This is a genomic window from Streptomyces sp. CC0208, assembly GCF_003443735.1.
Classification (GTDB): Bacteria; Actinomycetota; Actinomycetes; order Streptomycetales; family Streptomycetaceae; genus Streptomyces; species Streptomyces sviceus.
In genome coordinates this window covers 4,625,257-4,643,417 of sequence record NZ_CP031969.1, presented here as the reverse complement: position 1 = coordinate 4,643,417, position 18,161 = coordinate 4,625,257, and the positions used below count along the sequence as shown (strand labels likewise).

The 18,161-nt window shown below is 70.6% G+C and carries 17 protein-coding genes and 1 tRNA gene; 11 read left to right on the top strand and 7 right to left on the bottom strand.

Annotation, left to right across the window (positions count from 1 at the left end):
* The first annotated feature begins 31 nt into the window (after positions 1-31).
* The 6 genes from tadA (at position 32) to D1369_RS21230 (ending at position 3,400) form a co-directional block, all read left to right on the top strand.
* Complete coding sequence (gene tadA / locus D1369_RS21250) at positions 32-457, top strand: tRNA adenosine(34) deaminase TadA (protein ID WP_037900698.1); 426 nt, start codon at positions 32-34, stop codon at positions 455-457.
* A 45-nt stretch (positions 458-502) separates the two neighbouring features.
* Positions 503-587, top strand: a tRNA-Ser gene (locus D1369_RS21245).
* A gap of 107 nt (positions 588-694) precedes the next feature.
* Positions 695-871: a hypothetical protein gene (locus tag D1369_RS43025; protein WP_031061661.1), complete on the top strand. Its 177-nt coding sequence runs from the start codon at positions 695-697 to the stop codon at positions 869-871.
* Between the two features lie 12 nt (positions 872-883).
* Positions 884-1,177: a Dabb family protein gene (locus tag D1369_RS21240; RefSeq protein ID WP_007383128.1), complete on the top strand. Its 294-nt coding sequence runs from the start codon at positions 884-886 to the stop codon at positions 1,175-1,177.
* Positions 1,178-1,348: 171 nt separating this feature from the next.
* Positions 1,349-2,179 (top strand): RNA polymerase sigma factor SigF, encoded by an 831-nt coding sequence (locus tag D1369_RS21235; RefSeq protein WP_205574485.1) that lies wholly within the window; start codon positions 1,349-1,351, stop codon positions 2,177-2,179.
* A 327-nt stretch (positions 2,180-2,506) separates the two neighbouring features.
* Positions 2,507-3,400 (top strand): RNA polymerase sigma factor SigF, encoded by an 894-nt coding sequence (locus tag D1369_RS21230; protein WP_007383130.1) that lies wholly within the window; start codon positions 2,507-2,509, stop codon positions 3,398-3,400.
* Between the two features lie 601 nt (positions 3,401-4,001).
* Here the strand turns inward: D1369_RS21230 and D1369_RS21225 are convergent.
* Positions 4,002-4,205, bottom strand: coding sequence for a hypothetical protein (locus D1369_RS21225; protein ID WP_007383131.1), 204 nt, complete (start codon positions 4,203-4,205; stop codon positions 4,002-4,004).
* Positions 4,206-4,400: 195 nt separating this feature from the next.
* On the opposite strand from D1369_RS21225, the gene D1369_RS21220 reads away from it, so the two are divergent.
* The 5 genes from D1369_RS21220 (at position 4,401) to D1369_RS21200 (ending at position 9,420) form a co-directional block, all read left to right on the top strand.
* On the top strand, positions 4,401-4,973 hold the full coding sequence (locus tag D1369_RS21220; protein ID WP_007383132.1) for a MarR family transcriptional regulator: 573 nt from the start codon (positions 4,401-4,403) through the stop codon (positions 4,971-4,973).
* 13 nt (positions 4,974-4,986) lie between these two features.
* Complete coding sequence (locus D1369_RS21215) at positions 4,987-7,533, top strand: MFS transporter (RefSeq protein ID WP_007383133.1); 2,547 nt, start codon at positions 4,987-4,989, stop codon at positions 7,531-7,533.
* 89 nt (positions 7,534-7,622) lie between these two features.
* Positions 7,623-8,444 (top strand): YceI family protein, encoded by an 822-nt coding sequence (locus tag D1369_RS21210; RefSeq protein WP_007383134.1) that lies wholly within the window; start codon positions 7,623-7,625, stop codon positions 8,442-8,444.
* Between the two features lie 180 nt (positions 8,445-8,624).
* The gene (locus D1369_RS21205; protein WP_007383135.1) at positions 8,625-8,954 is read left to right on the top strand and encodes a hypothetical protein; all 330 of its coding nucleotides are present in this window, start codon (positions 8,625-8,627) and stop codon (positions 8,952-8,954) included.
* Between the two features lie 4 nt (positions 8,955-8,958).
* Positions 8,959-9,420 (top strand): PPOX class F420-dependent oxidoreductase, encoded by a 462-nt coding sequence (locus D1369_RS21200; protein WP_007383136.1) that lies wholly within the window; start codon positions 8,959-8,961, stop codon positions 9,418-9,420.
* Between the two features lie 14 nt (positions 9,421-9,434).
* On the opposite strand, the gene D1369_RS21195 is transcribed toward D1369_RS21200, so the two are convergent.
* The 6 genes from D1369_RS21195 to D1369_RS21170 form a co-directional block, all read right to left on the bottom strand.
* Entirely contained in the window at positions 9,435-10,205 is a 771-nt protein-coding gene (locus tag D1369_RS21195; protein WP_007383137.1) for a TetR/AcrR family transcriptional regulator, read from the bottom strand.
* Positions 10,206-10,357: 152 nt separating this feature from the next.
* Positions 10,358-11,851, bottom strand: coding sequence for an MFS transporter (locus tag D1369_RS21190; protein WP_118083149.1), 1,494 nt, complete (start codon positions 11,849-11,851; stop codon positions 10,358-10,360).
* Between the two features lie 108 nt (positions 11,852-11,959).
* Entirely contained in the window at positions 11,960-14,107 is a 2,148-nt protein-coding gene (locus tag D1369_RS21185; RefSeq protein WP_007383139.1) for a glycosyltransferase family 39 protein, read from the bottom strand.
* Positions 14,107-15,636 (bottom strand): bifunctional glycosyltransferase family 2/GtrA family protein, encoded by a 1,530-nt coding sequence (locus D1369_RS21180; RefSeq protein ID WP_118082571.1) that lies wholly within the window; start codon positions 15,634-15,636, stop codon positions 14,107-14,109. Before D1369_RS21180 ends, D1369_RS21185 begins: the two co-directional genes overlap by 1 nt.
* A gap of 14 nt (positions 15,637-15,650) precedes the next feature.
* Positions 15,651-17,306, bottom strand: a complete 1,656-nt coding sequence (locus D1369_RS21175) for a HAMP domain-containing sensor histidine kinase (RefSeq protein WP_007383141.1) — start codon at positions 17,304-17,306, stop codon at positions 15,651-15,653.
* The gene (locus tag D1369_RS21170) at positions 17,303-18,043 is read right to left on the bottom strand and encodes a response regulator transcription factor (protein WP_020117528.1); all 741 of its coding nucleotides are present in this window, start codon (positions 18,041-18,043) and stop codon (positions 17,303-17,305) included. Before D1369_RS21170 ends, D1369_RS21175 begins: the two co-directional genes overlap by 4 nt.
* Between the last annotated feature and the right edge of the window lie 118 nt (positions 18,044-18,161).

Below are 18,161 nucleotides of genomic sequence, written 5' to 3'. Positions count from 1 at the left end.
GGACCCGGTACGCGACCGCTGGCGGCCCGCGATGCGGCTCGCCCTGGACGAGGCCGGCCGCGCGGGCACGGACGTGCCGGTGGGCGCCGTCGTACTGTCCCCGGACGGTACGACCGTGCTCGCGGCCGGCCACAACGAACGCGAGGCGGTCGGCGACCCGACCGCACACGCGGAGGTCCTCGCGATCAGGCGGGCGGCGGCGGAGCTCGGCGAGTGGCGGCTGACCGGCTGCACGCTCGTGGTCACGCTGGAGCCCTGCACGATGTGCGCGGGCGCGATCGTGCAGTCCCGGGTGGACCGGGTCGTCTACGGCGCCCGGGACGAGAAGGCGGGCGCGGCCGGCTCCCTGTGGGACGTCGTCCGCGACCGGCGCCTCAACCACCGCCCGGAAGTCGTCGAGGGCGTCCTCGCGGCGGAGTGCGCCCAGCTCCTCACCGCGTTCTTCCGCGACCGCTGAATACCGATTTCAAAGCAGGCTGCACCTTGCTGTAAGGTCTCCCTCGGTAGCGTGTCCGAGCGGCCGAAGGAGCTCGCCTCGAAAGCGAGTGTGGCGCAAGTCACCGAGGGTTCAAATCCCTCCGCTACCGCTTGAGAAGGGCCCCGTCGACAGACGGGGCCCTTCGTGCGTACTGATCACCCCGGCTACACTCGCGCCCCAGTAGGAACAGCAGTATCAGAAGCGGGGGAGGCCGCGGTGGCGGTGAACGGAAAGAAGCTCGCCGTCTATGTGCTCGTGGTCTTCGTGCTGTACGTGATCATCACGGACCCGGCCAAGGCCGCCGACTACGTGCAGATAGGGTTCCAGGGCATATCGGACGCCGCCAAGGCCGTGGGCGACTTCTTCACATGGCTGGCCGACGGCGCGCACTAGCTGGGAGTTCAGATGATCCGCCACCTCGTCCTCTTCAAGCTCAACGAAGGTGTCGAGCGGGACGACCCGCGCGTCGTCGAGGGCGTCGAGGCCTTCCGCGCGCTGGAGGGCAAGATCCCCGAGATCCGCTTCTGGGAGCTGGGCTGGAACCTCAGCGACCGCCCCATCGCCTACGACTTCGCCATCAACTCCGGGTTCGAGGACGTGACCGCGCTGCGCACGTACGTCGAGCACCCGGAGCACCAGGCGGGCGTGGCCCTGTGGAAGGAGTTCGCGACCTGGGTGATCGCGGACTACGCGTACTGAGCCCGGGCGCTCCGAAGCCTCCTGCCGGGAACGGCGGGAGGTTTTTCTGCGTCTTTCACCCCATGTCGCCCCTCAACACGGCGTAACCCAACATTATGCGGTGCTTGCACACAGTGCACATGTCTTGTGATGCTATGACCGCTTTTGACGGATGAGTTAACCAATGAAGAGGTGGCGTTGACCGTGTCGGCCAGTACCGCGCCTCCCCAGGAGACCCCCCAGGAGGCCGCCCCACGCAGTCGCGGCGCCGACACCCGGGCGCTCACCCAGGTGCTCTTCGGCCAGCTGAAGGAGCTCCAGCCCGGCACGCCGGAGCACAACCGGGTGCGGACGGCGCTCATCGAGGCCAACCTCCCGCTCGTGCGCTACGCGGCAGCCCGCTTCCGCTCCCGCAACGAGCCGATGGAGGACGTGATCCAGGTCGGCACCATCGGGCTCATCAACGCCATCGACCGCTTCGACCCGGACCGGGGCGTGCAGTTCCCGACCTTCGCGATGCCGACCGTCGTGGGCGAGATCAAGCGGTACTTCCGGGACAACGTCCGCACCGTCCACGTACCCCGCCGCCTCCACGAGCTGTGGGTCCAGGTCAACGGTGCAACGGAGGACCTGACCACGGCCTTCGGACGCACCCCCACCACCGCCGAGATCGCCCAGCGGCTGCGCATCACCGAGGACGAGGTGCTGTCCTGCATCGAGGCCGGGCGGTCGTACCACGCCACCTCGCTGGAGGCGGCCCAGGAGGGCGACGGACTGCCGGGCCTGCTCGACCGGCTCGGCTACGAGGACCCGGCGCTGGACGGCGTGGAACACCGCGACCTGGTCCGCCATCTGTTGGTCCAACTCCCCGAGCGGGAGCAGAGAATCCTTCTCCTGCGCTACTACAGCAATCTCACCCAGTCGCAAATCAGCGCGGAACTCGGCGTCTCACAGATGCACGTTTCGAGGCTACTCGCGCGTAGCTTCCAGCGGCTGCGATCCGCCAATCGGATCGACGCATAGTCTTCGGCGGATTGCCGATGCATAAGGGGCGCACGGTCGCACGTTCCGGAACACCGCAGTTCGCAAGCGGGATCGAGAAGTAACCGGCGCGAGCGAATCGCTCACCAGCGCCGTTCCTGACCCTTCTGGGCCGAAAAACCGTCAGACCCCCTTTATCCAGGGCGTATTCGAGTCTCACATGTCGACATGTCACTACAGCGTGTTGCCGACATGTGACATTCTGCGGGAAGCGCGTTTGCCGAGGCTTCGGCGCCGGTATTCAGGTGAAGGCTGACGTTCCACCACGGGGCGTTCGCCGCGACCGTCCCGCGACCCAAAGGGGGTGGCATGTCCGCAGATCAGGGCAGCTCGAAGGTGCTCACGCTCACGAAGAGCGAGGCCGAGCCCGCACTCGACGACGTCACGGCTGTCGAGGCCGCGCCGGCCCCGGCTCTCCCGGCTCTCCCGGTGGTGTCCGGAGCCATCGACACCCGCACCCTGTCCCGCTCCCTCTTCCTGCGGCTCGCCGCACTCGACGAGAACAGCCCCGAGCGTGCGTACGTCCGGGACACCCTCATCGAGCTCAACCTCCCGCTGGTGCGGTACGCGGCGGCCCGTTTCCGCTCGCGCAACGAGCCGATGGAGGACATCGTCCAGGTCGGCACCATCGGCCTGATCAAGGCGATCGACCGCTTCGACTGCGAACGCGGTGTGGAGTTCCCGACGTTCGCGATGCCGACGGTGGTCGGCGAGATCAAGCGGTTCTTCCGCGACACGTCGTGGTCGGTCCGCGTCCCGCGCCGCCTCCAGGAGCTGCGGCTGGCCCTCACCAAGGCCAGCGACGAGCTCTCCCAGAAGCTGGACCGCTCTCCGACGGTGGCCGAACTCGCCTCCGTGCTGGGCGTGTCCGAGGAGGACGTCGTCGACGGCCTCGCGGTCGGCAACGCGTACACCGCGTCCTCGCTGGACTCCCCGGCCCCGGAGGACGACGGCGGCGAGGGCTCCCTCGCGGACCGCCTCGGCTACGAGGACACGGCGCTTGAGGGCGTCGAGTACCGGGAGTCCCTGAAGCCGCTCCTGGCCAAACTCCCGCCCCGTGAGCGCCAGATCATCATGCTGCGCTTCTTCGCCAACATGACCCAGTCACAGATCGGCGAGGAGGTCGGCATCTCCCAGATGCACGTCTCCCGCCTCCTGACCCGCACACTGGCCCAGCTCCGAGAAGGCCTCATCTCGGACTGACCGCTACGCATGGCTTGGCCCGGGCGCCTGAGGGGGTACCGGGTCAGGTTGTCGGGCGGCTGCGGGCGCGTGGGGGCTGGTCGCGCAGTTCCCCGCGGGCAGCTGCGCTGGGCTGGGACCGGGCGCCTGAGGGGGTACCGGGTCAGGTTGTCGGGCAGCTGCGCTGGGCTGGGACCGGGCGCCTGAGGGGGTACCGGGTCAGGTTGTCGGGCGGGCGCGGGTGCGTGGGGGCTGGTCGCGCAGTTCCCCGCGCCCCTGGGTAGGTGCAGTCGCCTGCGCCAGGAGGGGCCGTTCGTCACCTCGCCCGCCACGACGGTCCGTTCGTCACTTCGCGCGCTACGACGGACCGGTGGCCGCGTACGGCGGGAAGGGGACGGGGTGGGGGGTGTCCGCCCGCAGCGGCCGGCGTCCGGCACCGAGCACAGCTAAAGCAGCAGAACCGCCGGACCGAGGACGGATACCCCCCACCCCGGCCCCGACCCACAACCCACCCGCACGCGCTACACCCGCCCCCACCGGGGCCGCAGCTGCGCCGCAGGCATCCAGGGGCGCGGGGAACTGCGCAAAAACGCCCGCCCCCACCGAACCCGCACCCGCATGCCTACTTGAGCGCCAGCCAAGCCACCCCCGCCACAACCGCCACCGCGATCACCACGCCGATGATGAGGCCGATGCGCGGGCCGCCCGAAGCGGCGGGTGCGGCCTGCTGCCGGCCGCCCTGCGGTCCCTCGTCGACGAACGCGCGGAACATCTGGGTGCTGCCGGCGGGGTCGTAGTTGCCCTGAGGGCCCTGGTTGTCAGCCATGCCCAGAGACCCTAGCGAATCCGGGAGTCGGGCCCAAGTGCGGGGCCGCCCGGGACACCAGCAGGTCCCACGTGCTGATTTACGCTCGCAATACTTGCCTTTGCCAAGGTTTTGCGCCGCACCCACCCCGTTTTATTTGCCTGTAGCAACCAAGCACGCCTATGGTTGCCCTAAGCAACGAATACGGGAGGTGTGATGGCCGAGCAGGCGCGATACGAAGAGCTGATCCGCCAGTTCAGCGCCTTCGGAGCCGTGAAGAGGGAGATGGGACGGATGATGCCGTCCGAGTGCCCCGCCGGTTCCGCCGCCGTGCTGACCCTGCTCGGGCGCTACGGCGACATGCGCATGAGCAAGCTCTCCGAGCTGCTCGCCGTGGACATGTCGGTCACCAGCCGCCACGTGGCGCACGTCGCCGAGCGCGGCTGGATCGAACGCTCCCCCGACCCGGCGGACAAGCGTTCCCGCATCCTGCGGCTGACGCCCGCCGGCCGGTCGCTCCTCGACCAGCTGTCCCGCCGGACCTGCCACATGCTCGCCGAGCGGATGAGCGACTGGAGCGACGACGAGGTGGCCCAGCTGACCACGCTGATGGCCCGCCTGCGAGCGAGCTTCGACGACACCCGCGCCCACGACACCCGCACCCACGAGCTCCGCTCCCACGGCACCCGCACCCGCACCCACGGCCCCGACCCCCGGCGTCCCGAAACCCGGCCGCCCGCACCCCCCGTACACGAACAGACCACCCGTACACCCGCTATCACCCAGTAAGAGAAGGAAGCCCATGGCAACGACCACACCAACCGGTGTGCGGGCTCACGCCAAGCACGGGGGAGGCTCCGCCGAGTACGCCCCGATGACGCACCGGCAGATCATGGAGGCCATCTCCGGCCTGCTGCTCGGCATGTTCGTGGCGATCCTGTCGTCCACGATCGTCACCAACGCGCTCCCGCACATCATCAGCGACCTCGGCGGCGGCCAGTCCGCCTACACCTGGGTCGTCACCGCCGCCCTGCTGTCGATGACCGCGGCCACCCCGCTGTGGGGCAAGCTCGCCGACCTGTACAGCAAGAAGGCGCTCGTCCAGATAGCCCTGGTCATCTACGTCCTGGGCTCCGCGGCCGCCGGTCTCTCGCAGAACGCCGGCATGCTGATCGCCTGCCGAGTCGTCCAGGGCATCGGCGTCGGCGGCCTGTCCGCCCTCGCGCAGATCGTCATGGCGGCGATGATCTCCCCGCGTGAGCGCGGCCGTTACTCCGGCTACCTCGGCGCGACCTTCGCCGTCGCCACCGTCGGCGGCCCGCTGCTCGGCGGTGTCATCACCGACACCTCGTGGCTGGGCTGGCGCTGGTGCTTCTACGTCGGCGTCCCCTTCGCCGTCATCGCGCTGATCGTGCTGCAGAAGACCCTGCACCTGCCCGTCGTGAAGCGGGACGTGAAGGTCGACTGGGGCGGCGCGTTCTTCATCGCCGCCGCTGTCTCGCTGCTGCTCGTCTGGGTCACCTTCGCCGGTGACAAGTACGACTGGATCTCCTGGCAGACGTACGCGATGGTCGGCGGTTCGATCGTCCTCGGTCTGATCTTCGTGCTGGTCGAGTCCAAGGTGCGCGAGCCGATCATCCCGCTGCGGCTGTTCAGGAACCGCACGATCACCCTCGCCTCGCTGGCCTCGCTGTTCGTCGGTGTCGCGATGTTCACCGGCACGGTCTTCTTCAGCCAGTACTTCCAGCTGGCCCGCGACAAGTCCCCCACGATGTCGGGCGTCATGACGATCCCGATGATCGGCGGGCTCTTCATCTCCTCCACCGTGTCCGGGCAGTTCATCACCCGCACCGGGCGTTGGAAGGCGTGGCTGGTCAGCGGTGGCGTGCTGGTGACGGCCGGTCTCGGTCTGCTCGGCACCATCCGGTACGACACGGCGTACTGGAAGATGTCGATCTTCATGGCCCTGCTGGGTCTCGGCATCGGCATGATGATGCAGAACCTGGTGCTGTGCACCCAGAACCAGGTCGACCCGAGCGACCTCGGCTCCGCCAGCTCGACGGTCACCTTCTTCCGTTCCCTCGGTGGTGCGGTCGGCGTCTCCGCGCTCGGCGCGGTCATGTCCCACCGGATCACGCACTACGTGTCGGACGGCGTCGCCGCCCTCGACCCCAAGTACCAGGCCGCCCTGGCCGGTTCCGGCTCCTCCACCGACAGCATCCCGGACCTGGCCAAGCTCCCGGCCCCGGTGCGCACGCTCATGGAGAGCTCCTACGGCCACGGCATCGCCGACGTGTTCCTGATCGCCGGCGCCCTCGCGGCCGTCGCGTTCCTGATCACCCTGTTCATCAAGGAGGTTCCGCTGCGGACCAAGGGCGGGCTGGCGCAGGCCTCGGCGGACGACTCGCCGGCCGAGGCGCCCGTGGAATCGGCCGAGGTGCCCGCGGAAGCGGCCGAGGCCCCGGCTGCCGGGCACACCCCGAGCTGGGCCACGACCACTGCCGACACCGAGACCGCCCCCGAGGGCACGCAGCGGCTGTCCGCCGTGGCCACCCTCGCCCGTCCCGAGGAGTCCCCGGCCGGCTCCGGCGGCATCCCGGTCCGCGGCTTCGTGCGCGGCGCCGAGAGCGCGCCGGTCCCCCAGGCCGCGGTCACGCTGATCTCGCTCGGGGGACGGCAGTTGGGCCGCTCGGTCACGCAGGCCGACGGTTCCTACGCCGTCGAGGCGCCGGGCGTGGGGTCGTACGTCCTGATCGCCTCCGCGGACGGCTTCCAGCCGCAGGCGTCGACCGTCCTGGTGGGCGGCGAGCCGGTGGCCTACGACATCCTCCTGAGCGGAACCAGCGGGCTGAACGGGCTCGTGCGGGCCGCGCAGAACGGGGAGCCGGTCAAGGACGCGATGGTGATCGTCACCGATGTGCGCGGCGACCTGCTGGCCACCGGGACCACCGGTGAGCAGGGCGAGTTCGCCTTCGGCGAGCTGGTGCCGGGTGCGGTGACCGTCGCGGTGAACGCCGCCGGGTTCCGGCCGCGCGCCCTGCCCGTCGAGGTCGGCGGCACCGGCGTCACCCGGATCGAGGTCGACCTCGATGCGGGCGCCCGCCTCCAGGGCGTCGTACGGGCGCCGCACGGTCCGCTGGCCGACGCGCGGGTCACTCTCGTGGACGCGGCCGGCAACGTGGTCGGCACCGCCACCACCGGGTCGGACGGGGCGTACGCCTTCACCGACCTGGACGGCGGCGAGTACACGGTCATCGCCACGGGCTACCCGCCGCAGGCGACGGCCCTGACGCTGAACGGCCCCGGCGTCGACGGCCACGACATCGAACTCGCCCACCCCGGCGAGTAGTTCAACCGCTCCGGCCCGTGGCAGGGAGCGCGCTCCGAGCGGAGGCGCGCGCCCGCCACGGGCCGGTCTTCTTCGAGGAGGTACGTGACATGGGACTGACCGCGAGGATCCGAACCCGGGACGGCTGGGCCGTGTCGCACGCGGTCGTCACGGTGACCGACATGACCGGGACGCAGGTGCTGCGCGCGCAGGCGGACCCGGAGGGCGCCGTACGGGACGGGACTCCGCTGGAGCCGGGGCCGTACACCGTCATCGTGACGGCCGTCGGCTACGCGCCCGCCGCGTCGAGCGCGATCGTCACAGCGAGCGGACGGGCCGAGGTCGGCACGGTCACCCTGGCCCGCATCGGCGGCGCGGAACTCCCGCCGCCGGGGCCCTGGACCGTGGACCCGGCCCACTCCAGTGTGGGCGCGGTCGCCCAGCACCTGGGCATCTCCAGCGTGCACGGCCGCTTCACCGACTTCACGGCGGCGATCGAGGTCGCCCCGGACGACGTGACCAAGTCCCGGGTGGAGGCGGTGATCCGGGCCGCCTCCATCGACACGGGGAACGCGATGCGGGACAAGCACCTGAGGTCGGCGGACTTCCTGGACGTCGAGCGGTACCCGGAGATCACCTACCGGTCGACGGGACTGACGGTGGCCGGCACCGACCGGTGGACCGTGCGGGGCGAACTCGCCATGCGCGGTGTCGTACGGCCCGTGGACCTGGACCTGTCGTACCTGGGCACCGGCGCCGACCCCTGGGGCGGGACCCGCGCGGCCTTCCGGGCGACGACCCAGCTGCGGCGGGAGGACTTCGCCATGAACTACAACCAGGTGGTGCAGGCGGGGATCGCGGCGATCGGTACGACGCTGAAGGTCGAGCTCGATGTGCAGGCGGTGCAGGGGGAGTCGCTGCCGCATGCCTGAGGGCGTTGTCAGTGGCGGGCCGTACGGTTTCGGGTATGGATCAGAGCACGGGGGTGCAGGGGTACTACGCCGAGTCGGCGGAGCGGCTGGGGCGGGTCTACGAGAGCGTCTCGTTCGAGGACGTGCACGGGGCGCTGCCGGACCTGCTGCCCGAGGCGCCCGCGCGGGTGCCGGACGTCGGTGCGGGGACCGGGCGGGACGGGGCGGCGCCGGGCGGGCGCGCTGCCGGAGATACCGGGCGTGCGGGGGCCGTACGACGTCGTCCTGCTGTCCGCTGTGTGGATGCACCTGCGGCCGGAGGAGCGGCCCGTGGCGATGCGGCGGCCGGCCACCCTGCGGCGCGGGGAGCCGCCCCTGGACCGGCGGATGTTCGACATCCCGCCGGAGGAGGTGGCCGGACACGGCGGCGTGCAGGCGGGGCTGAGGCTGCTGCGGACCGTGGCCGAGGGCGCCGACCGGCTCGGCCGTGACGCCGTGCACTGGCACGCCGTGGCGCTCCAACTAGGCTGATTCCATGGCACCGAACATTGCGACCAACAAGTCCGTCTCCCTGGACGAGCTGCTGGACTTCGTACGGCCCCGGCACCGGGCGATCCTGCTGACCCGGCGGGCCGACGGGTCCCCGCAGGGCTCGCCGTTGACCTGCGGGGTCGACGACTCGGGGCGGATCGTCGTGTCGACGTACCCCGAGCGGGCGAAGACGCGGAACGCGAAGCGGGATTCCCAGGTCAGCGTGATCGTACTGAGCGACGACTGGGACGGGCCGTGGGTCCAGGTCGACGGAACCGCGGAGGTCATCGACTCTCCGGAGTCCGTGGAGCCGTTGGTGGAGTACTTCCGGAACATCTCCGGGGAGCATCCTGACTGGGACGAGTACCGGGCGGCGATGGTGAAGCAGGGGAAGTCGATCATCCGGGTCACGCCGGTGCGGTGGGGGCCGGTCGCCACCGGCGGTTTCCCGGCGCGGCTGGCCTGACAGCCGAGGGTGGGTCAGCGCACCTGAGGACGCTCGACCATCGCCTCGATTCCTCTGACCAGCAGGTCCAGGGCGAACGTGAAGTCCCTGTCCCGCATCTCCTCCACCGTGTCGCCTCCGCGTGCCTTCATGATTTCCTCGTTCTCCTTGAGGATCTCCGCGGCGCCGGGGGACCGGGTCGCCGCGGTCATGGCGTGGCGGAAGTAGGCCTCCTGGGTCATGCCGGCCTGGGCGGAGCGGGTGATGAAGTGGCCCTCGATGGTCCCGAAGCCATAGACGAACTGGAAGACGGCGGAGATCGCGCCGGTGATGCCGTGGGCGGGCAGGCCGGTCCTGCGCACGACCCGGTGCACGGTGCGGGACAGGGCCAGGGAGTTCGGGCCGATGTTGAGGAAGGTGCCGGCCAGCGGTGAGACCCAGGGATGCCGGACCAGCAGGCCCCGGTACTCCCCGGCCACCGTGCGCAGTTGGTCCCGCCAGTCCTCGTCGGCGTCCGGGTCCGGCAGCTCCAGCTCGCCGAAGGCCGCGTCCAGGGCGAGTTCGAGGAGGTCGTCCTTGGTGTCGACGTACCAGTAGACGGACATCGCGGTCACGTTCAGCTCGGCGGCCAGCCGCCGCATGGAGAACTTGGCCAGCCCCTCGGCGTCAAGGAGACGGACCGTCACCTCGGTGATCCGGTCCCGGTCAAGACCGGACGGCTGCCCGCCGCCCCGGCCACCGCGGCGCACCTTGCCGTCCAGCCAGACACTGGTTCGCGCGGCCGCTTCTTGGCCTGCCTTGACCATGGCGCACCTTCCGAGACGTCGTTCACTTGCCAAGATGCTAGGCCTGCACGACCTGTGAGGGGCGCGGGGCTGTACCGATATGCGGCTCCGCCGCGTGGGCGCGACCAGCCACATCGGACCCGCGGCCGCCGATGAGCGAAGCCGCCACCCCCCTAGGCGTCCTGCGCCTGCTCGGCCCGCCGCAGCAACACCCCCGCCACCACCCCGCCCAGCAGCACAGCCACCGCCCCCACCAACTGACTGCTCTCCAGGCCGGAGGCGAACGCCTCCGTGATCCGCGCCCGCTCCGACACCGACCCCACCTGCGCCAACGCCCCCGGCAGGGACACCGCGGCCACGGAAATCCCCGCCGCGAACCGCGCGTTCAGCACCGCGCCCAGGACCGCGACCCCCAGTCCCTGCCCGAACTCCGCCACCGTGCCGTTGATCCCCGCGCCGACCCCGGCCTTCTCCGGCGGGATCGCGCTCATGATCGCGTGTGCCATCGCGGGACTGGCGACCGCCGCCCCCGCGCCGATCAGCACCAGCCCCAGCAGGGTGCCCGGATAGCCGTGGTCGGTGAGCGTGGCGATGGAGAGGAGGCCCGCGGCCATCACCGCCATGCCGAGGCCGATGGAGAGCGGCGTCCCGAGCCTCGCCGACCACTTCGCCGCGAGGCCCGTGAAGTTGAGGGCCACGATCATCAGCGCGAGCGGGGCCGTCCGCAACCCCGCTTCCAGGGGGCCGTACCCGAGGACGAACTGCATGTGCTGGGTGAGCAGGAAGAGCGAGCCGCCCATGCCGAAGGTGATCAGAACCGCCCCGGCCACCGCTCCCGTGAACCGGCGGTCGCGGAAGAAGTGCATGTCGAGCATGGGATGGGGGATCCGGCTCTCCCAGTACGCGAACCCGGCGAGGACCACGACCGCCACGGCCGCCGGAGTCAGCACCCGGCCGGACGTCCAGCCGTGCTCGGGGCCGGAGATGATCGCGAACACCAGGGAGGCCATGCCGATCGTGGACAGCAGGGCGCCGAGCAGGTCGGGGCGGTCGCCCCGCGGGTTCTTGGACTCGGGGACCAGGAGCACGACCGCGACCAGGGCGAGCGCGGCGACCGGCAGGTTGATCAGGAAGATCGCGCCCCACCAGAAGTGGTTCAGCATGAAGCCGCCGAGGAGGGGGCCGGCCGCGAAGCCCAGGGAGTTCACCGCCGCCCAGATGCCGATCGCCTTCGGCTGTTCCCCGGGCGCGAAGATCTGCATCGCCACCGCGAGTGTGGTGGTCATCAGCAGCGCACCGCCCACGCCCATCCCGGCCCGTGCCGCGATCAGCTGGGCGGTGGAGTCGGCGAGACCCGCGACCAGCGACCCGACGCCGAACAGCACCAGTCCCGCGGCCAGCATCTTCTTGCGGCCGTAGCGGTCGGCCGCGCTGCCCGCGGTGAGCAGGAGGCCCGACTGCACCAGCGAGTACGCGTTGATCATCCACTGGATGTCGGAGGTGGCGGCGCCCAGTTCGCTGGTCAGGGAGGGGATGGCCACGTTCAGGATCGTGTTGTCGAGCAGCACGGTCAGCTGCGCGAGACAGATGACGCCGAGTATCAGCCAGCGCTGGGGATGGCCCTGGGAGACGGCGACGGGGGTGGGAGCGGAGGCGGGGGCGGTCATGTTGTACACCGTAGAACAGTTCCTATACGGCGTACAACGCACTTTCCCGCCGTACGACGAGAAGGGCGGCGACCGCCGGGGGCGCCGCCCTTCTGCCGGGGAGAGGCGTCAGCTGCTCGCCTTCTGGGTGAGGTCGTAGAAGGTGGCCGAACCGACCGTGACCTTCTTGAAGTTGGCCTCGACCCACGAGGTGATCTGCGACGACGTACCGCTGCTGCTGCCGCCCATGCCGCCGCCGGAGCCGCCGGCGATGAAGTAGTGGATCTTGCCGTCTGCCACGTACTTCTTGAACTGGGCCAGCGTCGGGGACGGGTCGGTGCCGTTGAAGCCGCCGATCGCCATCACCGGGTCGCCGATGGAGAGCTGGTAGCTCGCCGCGTTCTGGGCGCCGATGGCCGCCGCGGCCCAGGTGTACTTCGACGCGTCGGTCTCCAGCAGCTTCCTGGCCTCGGAGGTGACGCTCGCGCCGTTCAGCAGACCGCCGACGCCACCGGCACGGCCGCCCTGCTGGTTCGGGGTGCTGCCGTTGCCGTTCTGCTGGTTCTGCCCGGGCATGCCGCCGCCGGGGAAGCCACCGGTGCCGTTGCCGTTCTGCCGGCCCTGGCCCTGCTGGCCCTGCCCGCCGGGCATGGCGCCGCCGAAGCCGCCCCGGCCGCCACCACCGCCCGGACCGCCACCGCCGCCCATCATGGACGCGCCCGCCGGGCCCGCCGTCACGATGGAACCGGTGTGGCCCTCCTGGAGGGTGCTGATCGTGTACGCCGTCGGGCCGGCCAGGGCGGCCACCAGGCCCAGGGAGGCCGCCGCGAGGGCGAGTCGGTGGTTGAGTCGGCCCGCGAAGATCAGGCCGAGCGCGGCGACCAGGCCGCCGATCAGGATCAGGTACTTCAGCCAGGGCAGGTAGTCGGAGGTGCGGTCGAGCAGGAGGTAGCTCCAGGACGCCGACGCCACGACCGAGGCCGCGAGGGTGATCGACGCCCACAGCTCGGCGCGCTTCTCCCACAGGATGCCCGCGCCCATGCCGATCACGGCCGCGATGTAGGGGGCGAGGGCCACCGTGTAGTACTGGTGGAAGATGCCCGCCATGTAGCTGAAGACGACCATGGTCATCAGCAACGAGCCGCCCCAGACCAGGAACGAACCGCGGGTCACCGACGTGCGCTTAAGCTTGCGGGTCGCCACCAGACCGGCGACGAGGAGAATCAGCGCGGCCGGCAGCAGCCAGGAGATCTGGCCGCCGATCTCGGAGTTGAACATCCGGTCCCAGCCGGTCGCACCCCATTGGCCGGTGCCGCCTCCGCCGCCACCGCCGCCGACCGAGCCGGTCTCGTCGCCGCTGAGGCGGCCGAAGCCGTTGTAGCCGAAGGTCAGTTCAAGGAAGGAGTTGTTCTGGGAGCCGCCGATGTAGGGGCGGGAGGAGGCGGGCCACAGCTCGACGACCGCGACCCACCAGCCGCCGGAGACGACCAACGCGGCGGTGGCGGCGGCCAGTTGGCCGAACCGCTTCTTCACGGAGACCGGCGCGCAGACGGCGTAGACGATCGCCAGCGGCGGCAGGATCAGGAAGGCCTGGAGGGTCTTCGCGAGGAAGGCGAAGCCGATCGCGGCACCCGCCCACAGCAGCCACTTCGTACGACCGTCCTCCAGGGCGCGGACCACGAGGTAGCAGGCGAGCGCCATCAGCAGCGCCAGCATGGCGTCGGGGTTGTTGAACCGGAACATCAGCGCCGCGACGGGAGTGAGCGCGAGCACGGCGCCCGCGATCAGACCGGCCGCGGGACCGAACCGGCGGCGCACCGAGGCGTAGACGACGGCGACCGAGCCGACCCCCATCAGGACCTCGGGTGCGAGGATCGCCCAGGAGTTCAGGCCGAAGATCCGCACCGACAGCTCCATCGGCCACAGCGAGGCCGGGGGCTTGTCGACGGTGATCGCGTTGCCCGCGTCGAGCGAGCCGAAGAAGAACGCCTTCCAGGACTGGCTGCCGGCCTGGACCGCCGCCGAATAGAAGGAGTTGGCGTAGCCGGAGGAGCTCAAGTTGTACAGGTAGAGCAGGAGAGTCGCGGCCAGCAGGCCGAGGAAGGCCGGGCGCGCCCAGCGGGGGTCCTCGGGGCGGCCGCGCCACAGTCTGCGCGCGAAGGGCTGCTGGGGTTCGCCGGACTCGGGGACCGAGGGAGCGACCGGCGCCTCGGGGGCCGTCGCCGCCGGACCCCATCCGGAACCCTGCTGGGTCGGACGGTCGGTCTGCGTGGTCATCAGGAGTTCCTCGGGTCGGTGTCGGTCGGGCGCACCGGGTCGAGCCGCATGGTGGCGTCCTTCCAGGTGCGCTGCTCCGCGGCTTCACCGGCGCGGAACTCGGTCGTGTCGTACAGGGACTTCGGGGTGTACGGCGTTGTCGTGTACTGGGGTGCCTGGGGTGCCTGGGGTGCCGTCGGGCGCTGGGGCAGCGGCCCGTACGACTGCGGGGGTGCGGCCGGGGCGTGCGTGGCGACGACCGTGGACCGGGGGTGGTCCGTCCGGGGGTGGTCCGTCCGGGGCTGGTCGTCCTCGCGGTCGGGGAACACCCAGGCCCGGAAGAGCAGGAAGCGCAACACGGTCGCCGCGAGGTTGGCGGCGATCAGCACCGCCAGCTCGGTGGAGTGCGCGGGGTCGCTGCTGGCCGCGTTGAGCGCGGCGAGGGAGCCGCTGGTCAGCGCGAGGCCGATGCCGAAGACGACCAGGCCCTGCGCCTGGTGGCGGACGGCACCGCCCCGCCCGCGCACCCCGAAGGTCAGGCGCCGGTTGGCGGCGGTGTTGGCGACCGCGGAGACCAGCAGGGCCAGCGCGTTGGCGGTCTGGGAGCCGCCGAACTGCCGGAAGGCGCTGTAGAGCACCAGGTAGAAGAGGGTCGACAGACCGCCGACGACACAGAACCCGACGAGCTGGCGGGCCAGCCCCTTGGGCACGTCCTGGATCTCGCGGTCGCGCGGGTCGTCACCGAACGGCCGGGTGATCCGGTCCAGCGGCAGCGACCCGCCCGCCAGGGCCTTGCCCACCCGCCACACGCCCTTGAGGTCCTCGGTCGCCGTCCGCACGATGTGGACGGTGGAGTTCGGGTCGTCGACCCAGTCGACGGGCACTTCGTGGATACGCAGTCCCGCGCGCTCGGCGATGACCAGCATCTCGGTGTCGAAGAACCAGCCGGTGTCCTCGACGAGCGGCAGCAGGACCTGGGCCACGTCACGCCGGATGGCCTTGAAGCCGCACTGGGCGTCGGAGAAGCGGGCCTGGAGCGAGCCGCGCAGGATGAGGTTGTAGGCGCGGCTGATGAACTCGCGCTTGGGACCGCGCACGACCCGGGAGCTGCGGGCGAGCCGGGAGCCGATCGCCAGGTCGGAGTGGCCCGAGATCAGCGGGGCCACCAGCGGCAGCAGGGCGTTGAGGTCGGTGGACAGGTCCACGTCCATGTAGGCGAGGACCGGGGCGTCCGAGGCGGACCAGACGGTCCGCAGCGCCCGGCCGCGGCCCTTCTGCTCCAGCCGGAAGGCCCTGACCTCCGGAATCTCCGCCTCCAGCCGCCGCGCCACCAGGGGCGTGGTGTCCGTCGACGCGTTGTCCGCGATGGTGATGCGGAACGCGTACGGGAACGTGCGCTCGAGGTGCTCGTGCAGTCTCCGCACACACGGCTGGAGGTCCTTCTCCTCGTTGTAGACGGGGATCACTACGTCCAGGACAGGCGTACCGGCGTCGCCGGCCGGGAGGTGCTCCCGCGCCGGCAGGGTGCCGGGAGAAGAGTCGGTTCGCATGGGAACGACTCTGGTCAAGCCCCCTGTTGCACCCATATGGCGGCGCTGTGCTGTGCCTGTGAGTGCGATTGCCAGTTCGTTTCGGGCGCCGGGCGGGGGGCCACGGGACCGACCGCGGGCAGGTGCATGGTGAACACGGTCCGCCCCGGAACGCTGTCCACGGTCACCGCCCCGCCGTGCGCGGTCGCGACGGCCTGCACGATGGCGAGACCGAGGCCGGTGGATCCGGTGGCGCGGGAGCGCGCGGAGTCGCCGCGCGCGAACCGTTCGAAGACGTGCGGGAGCAGGTCGGAGGGGATGCCCTGGCCGTTGTCCTCGACGTCCACGCACATCCACGGTCCGCGGCGCTGCACGCGCGCGGTGACCGTCGTACCCGGCGGGGTGTGTTTGCGGGCGTTGCCGAGCAGGTTGATGAGCACCTGCTGGAGGCGGGCCGCGTCGCCGGAGACGAGGGCGGGTTCGTCGGGCAGGTCGAGGCGCCAGTTGTGGTCCATGCCGGCCGCTCGGGCGTCGCTGATGGTGTCCACGACGAGCGGGATGAGGTCGGTCTGCTCGAACTGCAGCGGCCGCCCGGCGTCCAGGCGCGCGAGCAGCAGCAGGTCCTCCACGAGCAGGGTCATCCGGCCCGCCTCGGACTCGATACGGCCGAGGGCGTGCCGGGTGTCGGGGCCGATCTCTTCCCTGCCGCGCCGGGTGAGCTCGGCGTAGCCGCGGATGGAGGCGAGCGGTGTTCTGAGCTCATGACTGGCGTCGGCCACGAACTGGCGCACCCGCATCTCGCTCTGCTGGCGTGCGTGCAGGGCGCCGTGCACGTGGTTCAGCATCCGGTTCAGCGCGGCACCGACCTGCCCGACCTCGGTGTGCGGATCGCACTCCGCGTCGGGCACCCGCTCGCTGAGGTTCACTTCGCCGGTGTGGAGCGGGAGTTCGGAGACGCGGGTTGCGGTGTTGGCGACCTTGCGCAGGGGGCGGGTGGCGAGTCCGACGAGGACGTATCCGGCGATGACGGCCGCGCCGAGGCCGGCGGCGGTGACGCTGACTTCTACGAGGATCAGGGTGTTGATGGTGTTGTTGACGTCGTCGGTGGGCAGGGCGATGTAGTACGAGTCGGTGCCGTCCATGCTCGTGACGTACTGGACGCGATACTCGCCGAAGCCCGGGATGTCCACGGTGTGGGCCCTGTTGTCCTGGGCGACTTCGGCGAGGGCCGCCTTCGCGGCGACGGTGAGGCTGCCCGCGGTCATGCCCTGGAAGGTGCCGTCGCTGTCCTTCTTCTGCTTGGCGACGGCAGCACTGACGATCTTGCCCTTCTGCACGTACGCGGCGATGGTGTCGGGCTGCGTCGGGACCTGCTTGACGAAGTTCGCGGCCTTGGCGCTCGCCGGGACCGTCTTCTTCGAGGGCGGAGGGTTCTTCGGGTCGGTGTCTCCGTCGCCGCCCGGCCCCCTGTCCTTGCCGAAGCCCACCGCGCGCCCGGACGTCTCACGCAGCTTGCCGTCCAACTGGTCGTACAGATGCGACCGCAACGCCAGAGTCGTCACCGTGCCGATCACCGAGCAGACCACGGCGATCAGCACCACCGACGCGACGACGAGCCGCGTCCGCAGCGTGCGCGGTTTTCCTGCCCGCCCTGCCCGCTTCTGCGCCCGCGGCCGTCGTCGCCCGCTCATGAGGCGGCGGGCTTGATCAGGTAGCCGGCGCCGCGCCGGGTGTGGATCATCGGCTCCCGTCCCGCGTCTATCTTGCGGCGCAGGTAGGAGATGTAGAGCTCGACGACGTTGGCCTGGCCGCCGAAGTCGTACGACCACACCCGGTCCAGGATCTGCGCCTTGCTGAGCACCCGCCGGGGATTGCGCATCAGGAACCGCAGGAGCTCGAACTCGGTCGCGGTGAGGTGGATGTTCTCCCCGGCCCGCGACACCTCGTGGCTGTCCTCGTCGAGGGTGAGGTCACCGACGACCAGCACGGAGTCGGAACGGCGGTCGGCCGCGCCGGAGCGGCGGATGAGGCCGCGCAGCCGGGCGACGACCTCTTCGAGACTGAACGGCTTGGTGACGTAGTCGTCGCCACCGGCGGTGAGCCCGGCGATCCGGTCCTCCACGGCGTCCTTGGCCGTCAGGAACAGCACGGGCACGTCCGGCAGTTCGCGCCGCAGCCGCCCGAGGACGGCCAGCCCGTCCATGTCCGGCAGCATCATGTCCAGGACGACGGCGTCGGGCCGGAACTCCCGTGCGGTCTGGACGGCACCCGTGCCGTCCCCCGCACTGCGGATCTGCCATCCCTCGTAGCGCAGGGCCATGGACAGCAGTTCGGTGATCGACAGCTCGTCGTCCACCACAAGCACTCGGACGGGGCTCCCGTCCGGCCTCAGCAGTTCGGTGCGCCCCTGGGGCGAGGTCGTGGTCATGGCGAACACCCTGTCGGGACCCCCTGAGAGCACCCTTTCGACAGTCTGTGATTTTGCTGAGAAACACACAGGCGCCTCTCAGGCAACGCCTGGGGAACTGCTTGTTCGACAGGACGGA